Annotated in this window: 11 protein-coding genes; 4 read left to right on the top strand and 7 right to left on the bottom strand. The window is 58.5% G+C overall.

What is annotated here, in order from left to right; translation table 11 throughout:
- From VEV40_RS05670 to uxaC, 6 genes are all read right to left on the bottom strand, one after another.
- Window positions 1-1,875: beta-L-arabinofuranosidase domain-containing protein (locus tag VEV40_RS05670; protein WP_324830769.1), on the bottom strand; the 1,875-nt coding region annotated here is incomplete at its 3' end.
- Between the two features lie 85 nt (window positions 1,876-1,960).
- Window positions 1,961-3,178, bottom strand: coding sequence for a cytochrome c3 family protein (locus VEV40_RS05665; protein ID WP_324830767.1), 1,218 nt, complete (start codon window positions 3,176-3,178; stop codon window positions 1,961-1,963).
- 8 nt (window positions 3,179-3,186) lie between these two features.
- The gene (locus tag VEV40_RS05660) at window positions 3,187-3,960 is read right to left on the bottom strand and encodes a glucose 1-dehydrogenase (RefSeq protein WP_324830766.1); all 774 of its coding nucleotides are present in this window, start codon (window positions 3,958-3,960) and stop codon (window positions 3,187-3,189) included.
- A gap of 16 nt (window positions 3,961-3,976) precedes the next feature.
- Window positions 3,977-5,251, bottom strand: a complete 1,275-nt coding sequence (locus VEV40_RS05655) for a lactate racemase domain-containing protein (RefSeq protein ID WP_324830764.1) — start codon at window positions 5,249-5,251, stop codon at window positions 3,977-3,979.
- Window positions 5,252-5,294: 43 nt separating this feature from the next.
- The gene (locus VEV40_RS05650) at window positions 5,295-6,614 is read right to left on the bottom strand and encodes an MFS transporter (RefSeq protein ID WP_324830762.1); all 1,320 of its coding nucleotides are present in this window, start codon (window positions 6,612-6,614) and stop codon (window positions 5,295-5,297) included.
- 82 nt (window positions 6,615-6,696) lie between these two features.
- Window positions 6,697-8,091 carry a glucuronate isomerase gene (uxaC, locus tag VEV40_RS05645; RefSeq protein ID WP_324830761.1) on the bottom strand — a complete coding sequence of 465 codons (1,395 nt, stop codon included), beginning with the start codon at window positions 8,089-8,091 and terminating at the stop codon, window positions 6,697-6,699.
- A 188-nt stretch (window positions 8,092-8,279) separates the two neighbouring features.
- On the opposite strand from uxaC, the gene VEV40_RS05640 reads away from it, so the two are divergent.
- On the top strand, window positions 8,280-9,029 hold the full coding sequence (locus VEV40_RS05640) for a FadR/GntR family transcriptional regulator (RefSeq protein WP_324830760.1): 750 nt from the start codon (window positions 8,280-8,282) through the stop codon (window positions 9,027-9,029).
- A 246-nt stretch (window positions 9,030-9,275) separates the two neighbouring features.
- Here VEV40_RS05640 and VEV40_RS05635 read toward each other — a convergent pair whose 3' ends face one another.
- Window positions 9,276-10,322, bottom strand: coding sequence for a YncE family protein (locus tag VEV40_RS05635; RefSeq protein ID WP_324830759.1), 1,047 nt, complete (start codon window positions 10,320-10,322; stop codon window positions 9,276-9,278).
- A gap of 120 nt (window positions 10,323-10,442) precedes the next feature.
- Here VEV40_RS05635 and VEV40_RS05630 point away from each other — a divergent pair, with 120 nt between their 5' ends.
- From VEV40_RS05630 to VEV40_RS05620, 3 genes are all read left to right on the top strand, one after another.
- Window positions 10,443-11,630 (top strand): glycoside hydrolase family 27 protein, encoded by a 1,188-nt coding sequence (locus VEV40_RS05630; protein WP_324830758.1) that lies wholly within the window; start codon window positions 10,443-10,445, stop codon window positions 11,628-11,630.
- A gap of 3 nt (window positions 11,631-11,633) precedes the next feature.
- Window positions 11,634-12,905: an MFS transporter gene (locus VEV40_RS05625; protein WP_324830757.1), complete on the top strand. Its 1,272-nt coding sequence runs from the start codon at window positions 11,634-11,636 to the stop codon at window positions 12,903-12,905.
- 172 nt (window positions 12,906-13,077) lie between these two features.
- Window positions 13,078-15,548 (top strand): 2-oxoglutarate dehydrogenase E1 component (locus tag VEV40_RS05620; RefSeq protein ID WP_324830756.1); only part of this gene is annotated, 2,471 nt, incomplete at its 3' end.

Below are 15,548 nucleotides of genomic sequence, written 5' to 3'. Positions count from 1 at the left end.
GGCCAGCCATGCGGGGAGCCTTCGGCCTTTCACTTCCAGCTTCACCGGCGCACCTTTGAGGGTGAACGGCCCTTCTGCTACTGGCGCTTCCCTGGCCTTGATGGATTCGGTGCGCACGGCATAATTCCATTGCGTGGTGGGGTAGACCTGCCAGTCGGCGGTCATGCCGCGATCACGCAGTTTGAGCCAGTCTTCTCCGATGGGGTAAGAGAAGACAAGCGGACCGCGTTCAAATGCTATGGAGTCGTTGAAGCCTTTGCCGGCGCGTGCTTCAAGCGGGAGGATAAGTTCGACTGTGTCACCCGGTTTCCATGTGCGGTCTATTCTTGCGAAGCTGCCGGGCTGCGGCGCCTGCTGCAACTGACCGTTAATGCGGATGCTCGCGTCTTCGGTCCATGTGGGAATGCGCAGTTGCAGCGGGAATGCGAGCGGCTTGTCTGGATGAACGGCGATGCGAATCTTGTCGCGGAATGGATAGTCGGTTTCTTCGCTGATGCGGACGGCGGCGTTGCGAATCGCAGTGTGGACTTCACAGGGAGCGTAAGCGACTGCAGCGATCCCGTCATCGTTCGATGCCATCCATAGACTCGACGTCAGCTTGGGCCACCCCTGATGGAAGTTGGCGGTACAGCAGCCGAAGTTGGGATCGAGTCCGAAGAGGTTCGACTCGGGGCCGTCGGTCGTCCAGGGCTTGTGATTGAGGCTGCACTGCACCTGGTTGGACTGCTGATTGTACTGGTGCGCCCACATGTCGTCCGTGAACGTACCGGGCAGGCAGTTGTAGGCAATACGTTCGAGGCGGTCTCCCAGCTCCGAATTGCCCATGACGGCAAGCGCCACTTCGAGCGAGAACATAGTCTCGACCACAGTGCAGAGTTCCGTCCCTTGCGAGGGGTTGCGCCCGGCAAAATGTTCGTCAGCCGAGAAGATGCCGTTGGGCAGGCTGTGCCAGCGGTCCAGTTCGGCGAGTTGATGGAAAAGCGCCTGACGGTCTCCTGCGTTTCTGCTGATGAGCGACCATACAGGCGAAGCTTTGAGCGCCATGGCATTGTTGACGCCGTGCGTGGCGAGCGCCGTGTCGCCGAGGCCATTGTGTTCGTTGAGCTTGATGAATTCAGGCGTGATGCGCTGCGTGTATTTGAAGTTAGCGAAATCGGCCTGCCAGTTGAAACCTTGTTGGTGCAGGAGCTTTGCCAACTCGATGAGCTTGGGGTCGCCGGTGCGGTTGTACAGCCAGAGCACGCTCAAGACTTCGTCGTGCCAACGAAACTTGCCCCAGTCGCGCAGAGGTCGCGTAGGCAACTGCGAAAGCTGGTATGCAAAATAGCGCTGCATGACCGGAATGACGCGCGTGTCGCCGGTCGCTTCCTGATGCTGGGTGAGCGCCTTGAGCATAACCATGCGCGGCCACCAGTCGTCATTCGAGCGCGGGCCAATCATGCCACTGGGTTGCTGGTTGTTGAGCGTCCAGTCGATGAATTTCTGTGCTTTGGCTTTGAGGCGGGCGTCATCGAGTTGATACGCAAGTGGAATGAGGCCATCCAGGAAGTAGGGGCCGCGCTCCCAGGATTCGCCAGTCCCGCCGAGCCAGCCCGAGTTAGGCCCCACGTCAGCCCATGTCTCGTCAAGATGACCGCCAAGGCCCTTGGCCTGAATCTCCAACTGCGCGCGCAGCCAACCCGTGGGGCGAATCGTGCCGAGCGGGAGCGGATTGAAGGCGTTAGGCGCGAGCGGAGCGCGATTTTCGGTCGCGGACTGTGCCGGAGTTGTTGCAGAAAAGGCGAAGGCGCTTGTGTTTGCAGCGACAAAAGCTGCGGCGCTGAGTTGTTTGCAGAAAGTGCGTCGGTTGACAATGCGCGAAGTAATTGACTTCACCCCTTACTCCTATAGTGGTTATCGTAAACGGTTACATGGCACGTTGGCATGGGTCAGATGGACTAGGCCATCTGTCTTTGGTGCACTAACTGCCCGCGCGCCAGGGTGAGATCGTGTTCCAGTGCTGGAGTTGTTCTGTGGCCCAGGCTGGAGTTTTGTCTTTGTGACAGGTATTGCAGGCGTTGGGGATACCGAACTGCTCAGTCAATTTTGGCCAGATGAAAGCGAAAGTGTGGCTGCTGACGAACTGCCCTTTGATGGTGACTTCGATCTTAGGCATGTGGCAGGCTGTGCACTGGCTTCCTGCGCTGCTTTCAGCGTGATGTGTATGTTCAGCGACTGACGTTTTCAGGCCGGCGGGATTGTCTTTAGTGTGGCAGCCGAGGCAGAGATCGTTGCCGGTTGCGATCAGGTTGGAAGGATTGTCGCTATTGTGAACATCGTGGCAATCGAAACAGCGCAGACCGCGATGGTACATGTTGCTGTGGATGAAGTCATTGCCCTGCATGCGGTTTTTGTGCGCAGTGCCGTCGGCGAAGTAGTAGAAGTCCTGTACGCCGAATTTTGATTCTTCAAGCCGCCAGTAGTTGGAGAGGCGCTGTCCGGGCTGAAAGCCGACGGGCCAGTCATAGTATTTGCCTTCGATCTGTTGCTTCAGGGGCCGTCCCTGCGAGTGGCACTGCATGCAGACATCTGTTCCGCGCACATAGTCCAGCTTTGCCGGATTGACGATGTTGTCCTTAGTGGGATGCTTGACATGCTCGCTGCCAGCACCGTGGCACTTCTCGCAACCGACGTTCCACTCTGTTACCTGCTTGGTCTCGATGTTGTAGTTGACTGAGTGGCAGCCGTCGCAGAGCGGGCCAGTGGGCCGTTCAAAATTGCTGTCAGGATAATAAGCAGCCCACCAGTCAGTTCCTTTCTCGACGTGAAACGGTAGCCACTTCTTTTGCTGGATGTCCCATTGAGCAGGCAACACATAGTAGTCGTCACCGCGGCGGGTGAAATAGCGCTGTTTCCAGCGGCTGCCATAAACGAAAGCAACGTCCTTCAGGTCGAAGGTGCGGATCGGATCAAGATGAGAGAAGTCACCGAGAACAGCCTCGGGATGCTTTGCAGGATCGCGCACCACGTTAGCCATGCGCATTTTCGACCAGCTTTCGTAAATCTTTTCGTGGCACTTGCGGCATTGTTCCGAGCCGACGAACATGGATTTTTCAGGCGTTTGAGCGTGCAGCTGGGATAGCAGCAACAGCAGGCCGATGCAGAAAAAAAGCCGTGTGCGGAGCCTGTTTGCGAGCATGTGCCATGTTACTGGTTGACGCCGCTGGCGAGAAAGCCCCCGTCCACAACAATGGTTTGCCCTGTCACATACGACGCGCCGTCAGAGGATAGAAAGATGGCTGCGCCGACCACTTCTTCTGTCTTGCCAAAACGGCCCATCGGGGTTCGCATCAGCAGTTCTTTCCCGCGCGACGTGCTGTCAAGTAACTCGGCATTGAGGGCGGTGCGGAAGACTCCGGGAGCGATGGCGTTGACTGTGACTCCGTGCTTTGACCATTCAACGGCGAGCGAACGCGTGAGTGAAGCAACAGCGGCCTTACTGGCAGCGTAGGCGGCAACTTCATTAAGTGCGACGAAGGTATTGAGCGAGGCGATATTGACGATGCGTCCGTAGCCGCGGTCGAGCATGTGCTTGCCGAAGATCTGGCAGGCGCGCAGCGTCCCAGTGAGGTTGGTGTCGATAATCGCCTTCCACTCTTCTTCCGGGAAAGTGAGCGTGGGGGCGCGCTTGATGCGCCCGGCACAGTTGATGAGGATATCAACTTTGTCGAAATTCTTGAGGGTCTCGGCGAGCAGGTTTTCGAGCGAGGCGCGGCCGGCCACGTCAGAGGTGACTCGCAGGGTGCGTCTGCCTTTGGCTTCGATAGCGGCGGCGGTTTCTTCCACCTGCTCCTTGCGGCGCGCGGAGGCGACGACGTCGGCACCCGCCTCAGCGAGGCCAAGGCTGAGAGCGCGGCCAATGCCAGATGTTCCTCCGATGATGACGGCGGTTTTTCCTTCAAGCGTGAGCGGATGGGTCATCGAGTTTCTTTCCCTCTTACGATTTGAAATGGCTTTTATAGGCCCAGAGGCCGAGGCCGGGATTTGAGATGAAGAAGACTTCTTCGCCGTTAACGTTGTTGTAGCCATTGCAGAGCTTGGTTGGATCGTACCGCGCGGTCATCGCGGCAAGATCAGCATATTGGAAGCCAACGCTTTCGATTTCCCGCTGCGTAAGCGAGCCGGGGCAGTAGGTGATGGTGAAGCGTCCTTCTGACGAACCGTGAATGAGATGTGCGGCGGCGCCGAGGTCGGCTTCGAGGTCAGAATGCTTTTCGACCGCTTCAAGCGTGTATGGAGTTCCGCGATAGCCATATTTGCGTATGAGCGCGTCGATGGCTTTATCTTCGCCGAATTCTCTGACGCCGGGAGCAAGCACGACCAATTCACCATTGTCAGCAAGCGCCATGCGCGTCCGATAGACGGCCTTGTTACCAAGCCATGTGCTTTTGAATTCGTGCGGTTCGAGATAGACGACGGCCTTCTGAATAGGGCGGTCGAGCATCTCGAAATTGACTTCAAGGCTCAAGTCGGCAGCGCGGTGGAAGCACTCGACGTCGTCGCCGATAAAGAGGCCACGCACAGCGAGACGTCCCTGCGCGTTACGCCCAACGACCGTGTGCACGTAGACGATGGGGATATCTTTGAGGAAGCGGTCCGAGGCATAGTTGAGGACCTCGCGCACTGGATTTTTTGCGCGGCCCATGATGCGTTCCATGCCATAAACGGCGCCGAGATAGTGGCTGCGATTGATGCCTTCGCGCCCTCCGGTCCCGACCAGGATGTTTTTGTTGTAATTGGCCATACCAATGACTTCGTGCGGCACGACTTGTCCAATGGAGAGTACAAGATCGAAGCCGTCATGCACGATAAGGCGGTTCACTTGCGCGGGCCACGCATAGTTCAGCTTGCCTTCGGACTGCTGATGAATGAATTCAGCGGGGACTTCACCCAGCGTTTCAACATCGGTGCGCCAGTTGTGGACGCGAAAGAGCGAATGGGGGACTTCGCCGAACATGCGCGTAAGGCTTGCAGGCGACATGGCGGAGTGCGTGCCAAGCGCGGGAAGAATGGCTTCGAGCTTGTCGCCGTAATACTCGTAGGCGTAGCGTGTGAGATCGCCGGCGCGGGAGTGAGCGCGGGTCTGATCCGGCGGCACAATGAGGACGCGCTTGCGCGTGCCAAGCGCGCTGAGGGCCTGGAAGAGCAGCTCGCGCAGTTGCGCTGGCGCAAGTTCCGTGGTGCTGCTTCCGGTGCTGAGATAAAGGCCCATGGGCTATGGCAAGTTTACGCTGCGTTGATGTGGTACGATCACGCTACGCAGCGACCTCGATTTTCTTCAGTCCAGGTGCCAACAGGCGCAACGCCGCAAAGGCGATGAGGTAGGCGCTAGCGGCGATTCCAAAAAGCGATGCATAGCTGTGCGTGATTTGCAGCACCCATCCGGCGCTGAGCGAGAAGAGCACGCCACCTACTGACCCGGCCATGCCGCCGATGCCGACGACCGCGCCGACGGCGCTTTTTGGGAACATATCGGACACGGTGGTGAAGAGATTGGCCGACCATCCCTGGTGCGCGGCCGCGGCGAGACTGAGCAGGCCAACGGCCACCCACTCGGAATTCGTCCGGCTGGCGAAGAAGATGGGCGTAACCACGCAGGCGAAAATCAGCATGGTCAATAGGCGCGCGCGGATCATCGACGCTCCCGTGCGATGGATGAGTGCCGGGAGCCATCCGCCGCCGATGCTGCCAACCGCCGAAGCGTTATAGACAATAATGAGCGGCAGGCCGAGATGCGAAAGTCCGAGATGAAAGCGGGCGTCAAAAAATTTCGGCAGCCAGTAGAGATAGAACCACCAGATGGGATCGGTGAGAAATTTCGCTACCGAAAATGCCCAGGTCTGGCGATAGATGGCAATCTTTCTCCAGGGAATTTTCGCAACCGGCTGCGGCGGATCACTGTTGATCAGGTCAAGCTCGGCCCGGCTGACTGTCGGGTGGTCCGCGGGCTTGCGGTAATGCGTGAGCCACCAGATGATCCACGCGGCGCTGAAAACCCCGGTCAGCAAGAATGAGGGCCGCCAGCCATAGTGGATCGTGATCCAGGGAACGATGGCCGGCGCAAGTATGGCGCCAACGTTGGTGCCGGAATTGAAAATTCCGGTAGCAAGCGAGCGTTCGCTTTGCGGGAACCACTCGGCCGTAGCTTTAATGGCGGCGGGAAAATTTCCCGATTCGCCAAGGCCGAGGAAGAAGCGCGCGATGCCAAATTGCAGGGCAGTGCGCGCGAGCGAGTGGCACATGGCGGAGATGCTCCAGATGCCCATGACCACGGCGTAGCCGATGCGCGTGCCGAAGCGGTCCACCATTTGGCCGGCGACGATGAGGCCGACCGCATAGGCGAACTGAAAGGCGCTGACAATGTAGCCATATTGCGCTTCTGTCCAGCCGATGCTGTGCTGGAGCATCGGTGCAAGAATGCCGAGCACCTGGCGGTCCATGTAGTTGATGGAGGTGGCGGCAAAGAGCAGCGCACAGACGGTCCAGCGCACATGGCTACTGGCTGGACGTGATGAGACGAAGTCGTCGTCGAGCGTGGATGGCTGGGGCGAATTGCCGGAGGCAGTCAAATTCAAATTCTTTCGTGCGCGAAAAATGGTTTCGCTTGGTTATATCTGTGCGAGTGTTCCGTGGGCAAGGCGAACGGGTCCAGCGTCTCTACAAGCGGTATGCCTTGCGAACGAGGTTGATGGTGAGGTCCTGCGCCAATTCGAACGCTTCATCTTCATCGAGGCGGTGTTCGGCCACCAGCCGCGCGAGGTAAGCGCAATCGATGCGGCGGGCCACGTCGTGACGCGCGGGAATGGAGAGGAAGGCGCGAGTGTCGTCGTTGAAGCCGACCGTGTTGTAGAAGCCGGCTGTCTCGGTGGCCAGCTCGCGGAAGCGCATCATGCCTTCCGGGCTGTCCAGGAACCACCACGGCGGACCGAGACGCAGGCAGGGATAGTGTCCGGCCAGCGGGGCGAGCTCGCGGCTGAAGGTGGATTCATCCAGCGTGAAAAGAATGAATGTGAACGACGGCTCGTTGCCGAAGAGATCAAGAAGCGGCTTCAGCCCGTGAACGTAGTCGATGGCGGTTGGTATGTCCGCGCCCGCATCGCGCCCGCACTGGTCAAAGATCGTCTGGTTGTGGTTGCGGAAGCTGCCTGGGTGCAGTTGCATGACGAGTCCATCGTCGATGCTCATGCGGGCCATCTCGGTGAGCATCTGGGCGCGGAAGAGTTCCCGTTGTTCTGCGTTTGACTTGCAGGAGAGGACAGTTGCAAACAGTTTCTCTGCTTCCTGCTTGTCGAGATTGGCTGTGTTGGCGGTGGGATGGCCGTGGTCGGTTGCTGTGCACCCCAGCGACTTGAAGCGCTCGCGTGATTTGCGCAGAGCGTTGAGATAGCCAGACCATTTCGTTGTGTCTTCGCCGGTTTGCTCGCCGAGTTGTGAGATATTTTCACGGAAGCCGTGAAAGGTCGGATCGACGACGGAGTCAGGACGGAAGGTGGGCAGAATGCAGCCTTTCCAGCCTGATTCGCGCAGGGCGCGGTGATGTTCAAGCGAGTCGAGCGGCGAATCGGTAGTGGACAGGGCTTCGAGGCGGAAGCGCTCGTACAGCGCGCGTGGTAGAAATTCTGGCTGCTGAAGTTTTTCAGCGATCACGTCGAAGTAGTGGTCGGCCGTGGCTGCGGAGAGTCGTTGGTCGAGACCGAAGAGCATTTCAAATTCGTAGTCGAGCCACAGGCGCGTGGGCGTGCCGCGGAACAGATGATAGTGCTTCGCAAAAATGCGCCAGATTTTGCGCGAGTCGATTTTGCCGGTCTGGCCGATGCCCAGATCGCGCATGGAGACACCCTGGCTGTAAAGCATGCGATAGACATAGTGATCGGGCAGGATGAGAAGTTGCGCCGGGTCAGGGAACGACTCGTTCTTCGCGAACCAGGCGGCCTCAGTGTGGCCGTGCGGGCTGATGATCGGCAAATCACTTATGGTCGCGTAGAGGCGTCGCGCGATTCCGCGCGTTTCCGGGTCAGCGGGAAAAAGCCGGTCAGGATGAAGGATGGCCACTCGTTGCACTCCTCACGTTTCGCACCGCGACACTTTCCGATGCATTACGATTTACGACCATACTAAGGCAGAATTAGTGGTCAGACCACTGAGAAGCAGTCTATTCTCATACAGACGGTTTTGGCCAGAAGCAAAACTTTCGCAAGCGCGCGTGGCAATGCTAATCTCGCAATGCAGCAATGACTGACATGACGGAGACGAAAAACCGCAATCACGAGACGCACCTGACGATGCAGGTGGTCAACCACGTCCGGTCATTGATCGAGGACGGGACTCTGCATCCGGGCGACAAAATTCCACCAGAGCGTGAGTTTGCAAAGAAACTGAAGATCAGCCGTGCCAGCCTGCGCGCCGGCATCGGCCATCTGGCAGCAATGGGTGTACTGAACGTGCGCCACGGCGTAGGTACGTTTGTGGCGGACGGACCTCCTGCGTTGGGGACGGCATCGCTGGCGCTGCTCGGTGCGTTGCATGGTTTTAAGTCTTGGCAGATGTTTGAGGCGCGTTTGATTCTGGAGAGTCATCTGGCGGCGCTGGCGGCAGAGCGCGGGCGGGAAGAGCATTTTACTGCGCTGGCCGAAGAAGTGACTGAGATGTACGCCACCTTCCATGAGCCGCAGGAGTATCTGATCCACGACATGCGCTTCCATCGCACGATTGCGGAAGCGTCGGGCAATCCGATTCTGGCGGTGCTGATGGAGACGATTGCGGCAGCGCTCTATGACGAGCGGCGTAAAACGGTGGAGCGCTCGCGCGACCTGAAGCAGTCGGCTGAAATCCATCGCGAGATTTACCGCGCCATCCGCTCGCGCAATGCGGCTGCGGCGCGGACGGTGATGGAGAAGCACTTGAAGCTGGCCGAGTCGGCGCAGGTGAGTGAATTGAAGCGCGGCGCAGGCCGGAAGAAATCTGCGAAAAAAGAACCTGCTGATACATAGGGTCAATCTCGCGCGCAAAAAACAGGTCCTTCCCCTTCACTGTGTTCAGGGTCAGGATGACAGCGCTTATTCTCTTGCAAACTCAGAGTTGATTCGGCGAAATCACTAAAATCACTATAAGGATTGTCATCCCGACCGGAGTCATTGCAATGCAATGACGTAGTGGAGAGCCTGCCCTGAGCGAAGTCGAAGGGAACCTGTAGTTTGCTCCGGTCGCCCAAATTCTGAAATTGCCTTAGATGTTTTTCACCGCTGCACCGCCCATGCAAGGCCGTCAGGTTCATGACCGGCGTCGATGTGTCCGGTGACCTGCAAAGACTTCAAGTCGATCACAGCGACGTAATCGTCAGGCGAACAGGAAACGAAGACGCGCGCGCCGTCCGGCTGCATAATAATGCCTGCAGCCCCGTGTCCTACCGGGATGCGCTTTACTACCTTGCGCGTGGCTGCGTCAATGACGGTGATATCCGGGTTTCTGAGACTCGAGATGAAGACCAGCTTGCCATCCGGCGTAAACTTCAGCCGGTTTGCTCCAGTGACATTCGCATCCAGAGTTTGCGTCACTTTCTTTGCGTCGATGTCAATGATGGAAACTGTACCGTCCAGCGCGTTGGCTACCCAAAGCTCTTTCCCGTCAGGAGAGACGTCGAACCCCTCGTCTCCTCTGCCAACCGGGATGACAGTCTCATTCCAGTCTGTTCTCGGAGTTGGCGGTGGGCCGGGATTAGCTCCGGGCGGAGGCCCGGGAGGATTAACGATAACCTTGTCGATGATGCTCACAGTCGCCGAGCTAACGTTTGTGGTGATGATGCGCTCTTCGTCCGGCGCGACCCAGATCATGTGGGTGCGGTTCTGTCCGGTGCCGAGCACCCAGTCAACTTTATTGGTCGCAGGATCATATCTGCCGATGACCTTGGCGGCCTCGGCGGTGAACCATGTCTTACCGCCAACAAAGTCCAGGCCATGCGGGCCACGCAAAGGGCCAAGATCAATCGAGGGCATTGGCTTTTGTCCTGTGAGATCAACCACGGCAAGCGTGTTCCATTGGCCGAAACCATAATTTGAAACGTAGGCGGTCTTGCCGTCAGTCGATGCGATGACTTCATGCGGATCGTGGCCGACGGGAACGCGCTTGAGCACTTTCAGGCTCGCTGGATCGACGATGGCGAGCGTCTGGTCTTTCTTGGCAAGAATCAGCAGGGCTTCCTTCGGAGTTTCCTGCGCGTACAGAGGTGCGGTGACTGAAGCGCTCAATAACACCAGTGTCGCAGCAATTGCGGCCTTCATGTTCATGGCTCGTGTCCTTCTCAGAGCAGGATGCTATCAGGACGAACATACACGTAAAAATGTTTACGTTTACATATCCTGATTGGCAGCATATCTTGCTCTGTGGAAGGAGAATCCCTGAAGAGAATGCTTAGAAACAGAGTTGTGTCCCTTGGGTTTTCGTTGGCCTTGCTGATGGCTCCGGTCGTGCTGGCACAGTCATCGCAGTTGGCGGCCACGCCGCCGATGGGCTGGAACAGCTGGAACCATTTTGCCGGAAAGGTGACGGATGCCGATGTGCGCGCCGCCGCCGATGCTCTGGTGTCGAGCGGGATGCGCGACGCAGGCTACATCTATGTGAACATCGACGACACCTGGCAGGGCCGGAGGGATGCGAATGGAGTCATTCATCCGAACTCAAAATTTCCCGACATGAAGGCGCTGGCCGACTATGTGCATTCCAAGGGACTGAAACTGGGCATTTACTCAGGACCCGGTCCGAAGACCTGCGCGGGATACGAAGGCAGTTACGGACATGAAGAGCAGGACGCGAAAACCTATGCCGAGTGGGGCATCGACTACCTGAAATATGACTTGTGCAGCTTTACCCGCCTGATGAAGCAGCAGACCGGCGACGAGCACAGTGAGAAGGCCTTCGAGATGCAGAAGGCAGCATACGAGAAGATGCACAAGGCGCTCGTCGCGACCGGGCGTCCCATCGTTTTCAGCCTTTGCCAGTATGGATGGAATGATGTTTGGAAGTGGGGGACGGAAGTGGGCGGCAACCTGTGGCGTACAACCGGCGACATCAACGACCATTACAGCCGAATGGAGGAGATCGGCTTCTCGCAGGCGGGTCTGTCCAAGTATGCCGCGCCGGGACACTGGAATGACCCGGACATGCTGGAAGTGGGCAACGGCGGCATGACCGACGATGAATACCGGCAGCACATGTCGCTGTGGGTGATTCTGGCCGCGCCGCTGCTGGCCGGCAACGACCTGAGCAAGATGAGTCCCGAAACGCTGGCCATCCTGACCAACAAGGACGTGATTGCCGTCGATCAGGACAAGCTGGGCAAGCAGGGAGACCGTGTGTGGGCTGAAGGGCCGACGGAAATCTGGGCCAAGCCGCTCTCAGGAGGAGCAAAAGCTGTAGCTCTGTTCAACCGCGCGCCCGATCCGAAGCCGATTACGCTCAAGTTGAGCGAGGTGGGCTTTGGTTCGAATGCGAAGATGCGCGACCTGTGGGCGGGCAAGGACGTGACCGCCACGAACGGCAGCTACACGGTGCTGCTGCCGAAGCATGGGGTAGTTCTGCTGCGAGTCAGCCAATAGCGCATGGAAACAGGGAATGAGCAGTCGGCGAGGACGCTGGCGCGTGTCTCGCGTCGGCTCATCCCTTTTCTTTTTGTGCTGTACATGTTCGCGTATCTCGATCGCGTGAACGTGGGATACGCGGCGCTCTTCATCCGCAGCGAGCTCGGCTTCAGCGACACGGTATACGGCACGGGCGCCGGGCTGTTCTTCGTGAGCTACGCGCTGTTTGAGGTGCCGAGCAATCTGATTCTGCTGCGCGTGGGGCCTCGGCGCTGGATCGGCATTCTGATGGTGGCGTGGGGCATCATTTCTGCCAGCATGCCGCTTGCGCACACACCAGCGGAGTTCTATCTGCTGCGGTTTCTGCTGGGCGTGGCCGAAGCCGGATTCTTTCCCGGCATCGTCCTCTATTTCACCTTCTGGTTTCCGAAACAACTTAAGGCGCGGACGCTGGCGCGCTTCATGGCGGCGACAGCTGTAGCGGGAGTTGTCGGCGCTCCGCTTTCGAACTTGCTGTTGCGGCTGAACGGAGTGGCTGGCGTCGCCGGGTGGAAATGGCTCTTCGTCGGTGAGGGCGTGCCTTCGATTCTGCTGGGGTTGCTGGCCTTCCTGCTGTTGACCGATGACCCCGCGCGCGCGCGCTGGCTGCGCGAAGATGAGCGGCAGTGGCTGACGCAAACACTGGCCGCGGAGCAGGCCCAGGTTTCAGAGACGCACTCCGTCGATTTTCGAGCAGTGTGGCGGAATCGCGTGATGTGGCGGCTGTCGGCCATCTATTTTCTCCTTTCAGTCAGCTTCTACAGTCTGAGCCTGTGGATGCCGGTGGTGCTGAAGCAGATTTCTGGCGCTTCGGCGCGGCGCGTGATTCTGCTGACTGCGATTCCCTGGCTGGCAGCGACACTTGTGATGCTGGCCATCGCGCATTTCTCTGACAAGAGCCAGAAGCGGCGGCTATTTCTCGTGGGCAGTGTTATTGGCGCAGTTGCGGGGTTCGGGTTGAGCGCATGGCTGTCGAATCCGTGGCTGGCGATTGCAGCGCTCTCGCTGGCTGCGTCGGGATCCTGGGGTGGTCTCGGACCCTTCTGGTCGCTGCCATCGACGATGCTGCGCGGGACGGCGGCCGCCGGCGGGATCGCAATCATCAATTCCGCCGGAGCGCTGGGCGGCTTTTGCGGGCCGATCCTCATGGGGCTGGTGAGCGACGCCACACACAGCTTTCATGCAGCTCTGGGAACGGTCGCAGTGTTGCTGCTAATCGCAGCAGGATTGGCGTGGCGCTTGCGGGTTGCATAAGCCTACCCTTCCTGCGTGTTTCTCTCAGAACCAGTAAAATAAGAGAGACGATGAAACGTCTCGCCATTTCTCGGGCACGATTTCCACGACAAAAAGTGCAGGCAGGAGGCCCGTTTGGGGCTTAGTACGATTGACGTTAGGGCGGGCGTATCTCCACGGAATTAATGAATTTATGAGTGCCACTAAGCTGGAACCGACACATAGCGAACTGCAGCAGCAAACCCAAAACAGGGAACAAGTCTTCGACGCCTTTCGCCGCTGGGGCTACCTCCAGGCAAATCTGGACCCATTAGGCCAATACCTTTCCGCAGAACCTCTTCCTGAGCTTGATCTTGACGGCGAAGACGCCGATGAGGCCCGCGGCTACTACTGCGGCACGATTGCCGCCGAGTTCATGCACATTCCCAATCGCGAGCGCCGCGCTTGGATTTCCGCGAGACTTGAATCGCAGGCTCCATCCACAGACGAGAAGAAGATTCTCGACCTGCTCATCAAGGCCGATGTCTTTGAGCAGGTCATTCAATCGCGCTATCTGGGCACAAAGCGTTTCTCGCTCGAGGGCGTGACCGCGCTGATTCCGTTTCTCGATGAAATGCTCAACCGCGCCAGCGAACTGGGCGCGACCAAGGCTGTCCTGGGCATGAGCCACCGAGGCCGCCTGAGCGTGATGGTAAATACCTTCGGCAAGTCGCCCGCCGACATATTTTCCAAGTTTGAAGATGTGGACCCGCGAAGCATTCTTGGCGGCGGCGATGTGAAATATCACGTCGGCGCGACCGGTTGTTATCAGACGCGCAATGGCAAGGACATTTCGCTGCACCTGGTTTCAAATCCGAGCCATCTTGAAGCGGTTGATCCTGTTGCGATGGGACGCACGCGCGCCAAGCAGACGCGCTATGGCAAGGACGGCCAGGATCGCGTGCTGCCTGTTGTGATTCACGGCGATGCTGCATTTGCCGGGCAGGGCATCTGGGCCGAGACTATGAACCTCGGCTTGGTGGAGGGCTTCACCGTCGGCGGCGGAATTCATGTCATCGCCAACAACCTGATCGGGTTCACCGCTGAGCCGAGCGAATCGAACTCAACGCGCTTTTCCTCCGATCTGGCCAAGCGGCTGCCGATCCCCATTTTCCATGTGAATGCCGAGGACCCGGATGCAGTCGTGCGCGTGGCGGCATTGGCAGTCGAGTATCGCTACACATTCAAGACTGATGTCGTGATTGACCTGATCGGCTATCGCCGCCACGGACACAGCGAGGTCGACGATCCCACCATCACGCAGCCCCTGCGCTACGCGAAGATCAAGGACCATCCGCCGCTCTACGAAATTTATGCGAAGAAGCTGGGAGTCGATGTCAGCAGCCGCGTGAAGGAACTGCAAACGGAGTTCGCCGAGGCGCAGCGCACGGCCAAGTCGATGAAGAAGATGCCGACGCTGGCCGTGCTGCCCGACTACTGGTCGGCATACCGAGGCGGCAAGTATAAGCCCGAATATGAAGTCGAGACCGGGCTGACTGCGGAAGAGGTCGGCAAGATTTCGGATGGCCTGACGAAGGATCCAGCGAGTTTCCACGTCCACCCGAAAATCAAAAAACTATTAGAACAGCGCGCGGAGATGGGCCACGGCAAGCGGCCCTTCGATTACGGCATGGCCGAAGCCGTCGCCATCGGTTCGCTTCTGACGCAAGGCACCCCCGTCAGGCTGAGCGGACAGGATAGCCAGCGCGGCACCTTCAATCAGCGGCACAGCGTGCTCATCGATATCGAGAACGAGGGCCTGCACATTCCGCTGAACCATATCTCCGAAAATCAGGCAAAGTTCGAAGTCTACAACTCTATCCTCTCCGAGGCTGGAGTGCTGGGCTTCGAGTACGGCTATAGCCGCGATTATCCCGAGACGCTGGTGATGTGGGAGGCGCAATTCGGCGACTTCGCCAACGGCGCGCAAATCATCATTGATCAGTTCATTTCGTCGGGCGAAGACAAGTGGGGACTGCTCGGCGGCGTGGTCGTTCTGCTGCCGCATGGCTACGAAGGCCAGGGGCCGGAACACTCCAGCGCGCGCATTGAGCGCTACCTGCAGCTTGCCGCGCATGACAACATGCAGATCTGCCAGCCCTCGACGGCGGCGCAGTATTTCCACCTGCTGCGGCGGCAGGCTATGCGCAAGTGGCGCAAACCGCTGATCGTCTTTACCCCGAAGAGCATGTTGCGGCATCCTGACGCAGTCTCCGAGCTTGACGAATTTGCACAGCCGCACTTCCAGAACGTCCTGGCTGAAACTGACATCGCCAGCGCAAAGCGGCTGCTCATCTGCACCGGAAAAATCGGGCACGAGCTGCGCGTCGAGCGCGAGAAGCGCAAGGACACGACCACCGGCATCATCTTTCTCGAACAGATGTACCCGTGGCCGGAGGCCGAGCTTGAAGCCGCCATCAAGGCCCATCCCGAGGCGCATGAAGTGCTCTGGGTGCAAGAAGAGCCGGAGAACATGGGCGCGCTGTCATTCGTCATGCCGCGGCTGAAGCGGCTGGCGCGCGACCGTCAGGTATTGAGCATCAAACGTTCAGCAGCCGCCAGCCCCGCGACCGGATCAGCCAAAGCGCATGAGATGGAGCAGAAGACGGTAATCGAACTGGCCCT

Source organism: Alloacidobacterium sp. (genome assembly GCF_035631355.1).
Lineage (GTDB): Bacteria > Acidobacteriota > Terriglobia > Terriglobales > Acidobacteriaceae > Alloacidobacterium.
Note: the sequence above shows the minus strand (reverse complement) of the source record. Positions and strands in the feature narration are given on the sequence as shown.

Coding starts and splice junctions, on each gene's coding strand:
- VEV40_RS05665 (WP_324830767.1), bottom strand. CDS start 3,178: ATGCTCGCAAACAGGCTCCGCACACGGCTTTTTTTCTGCATCGGCCTG.
- VEV40_RS05660 (WP_324830766.1), bottom strand. CDS start 3,960: ATGACCCATCCGCTCACGCTTGAAGGAAAAACCGCCGTCATCATCGGA.
- VEV40_RS05655 (WP_324830764.1), bottom strand. CDS start 5,251: ATGGGCCTTTATCTCAGCACCGGAAGCAGCACCACGGAACTTGCGCCA.
- VEV40_RS05640 (WP_324830760.1), top strand. CDS start 8,280: ATGACGGAGACGAAAAACCGCAATCACGAGACGCACCTGACGATGCAG.
- VEV40_RS05635 (WP_324830759.1), bottom strand. CDS start 10,322: ATGAACATGAAGGCCGCAATTGCTGCGACACTGGTGTTATTGAGCGCT.
- VEV40_RS05630 (WP_324830758.1), top strand. CDS start 10,443: ATGCTTAGAAACAGAGTTGTGTCCCTTGGGTTTTCGTTGGCCTTGCTG.
- VEV40_RS05625 (WP_324830757.1), top strand. CDS start 11,634: ATGGAAACAGGGAATGAGCAGTCGGCGAGGACGCTGGCGCGTGTCTCG.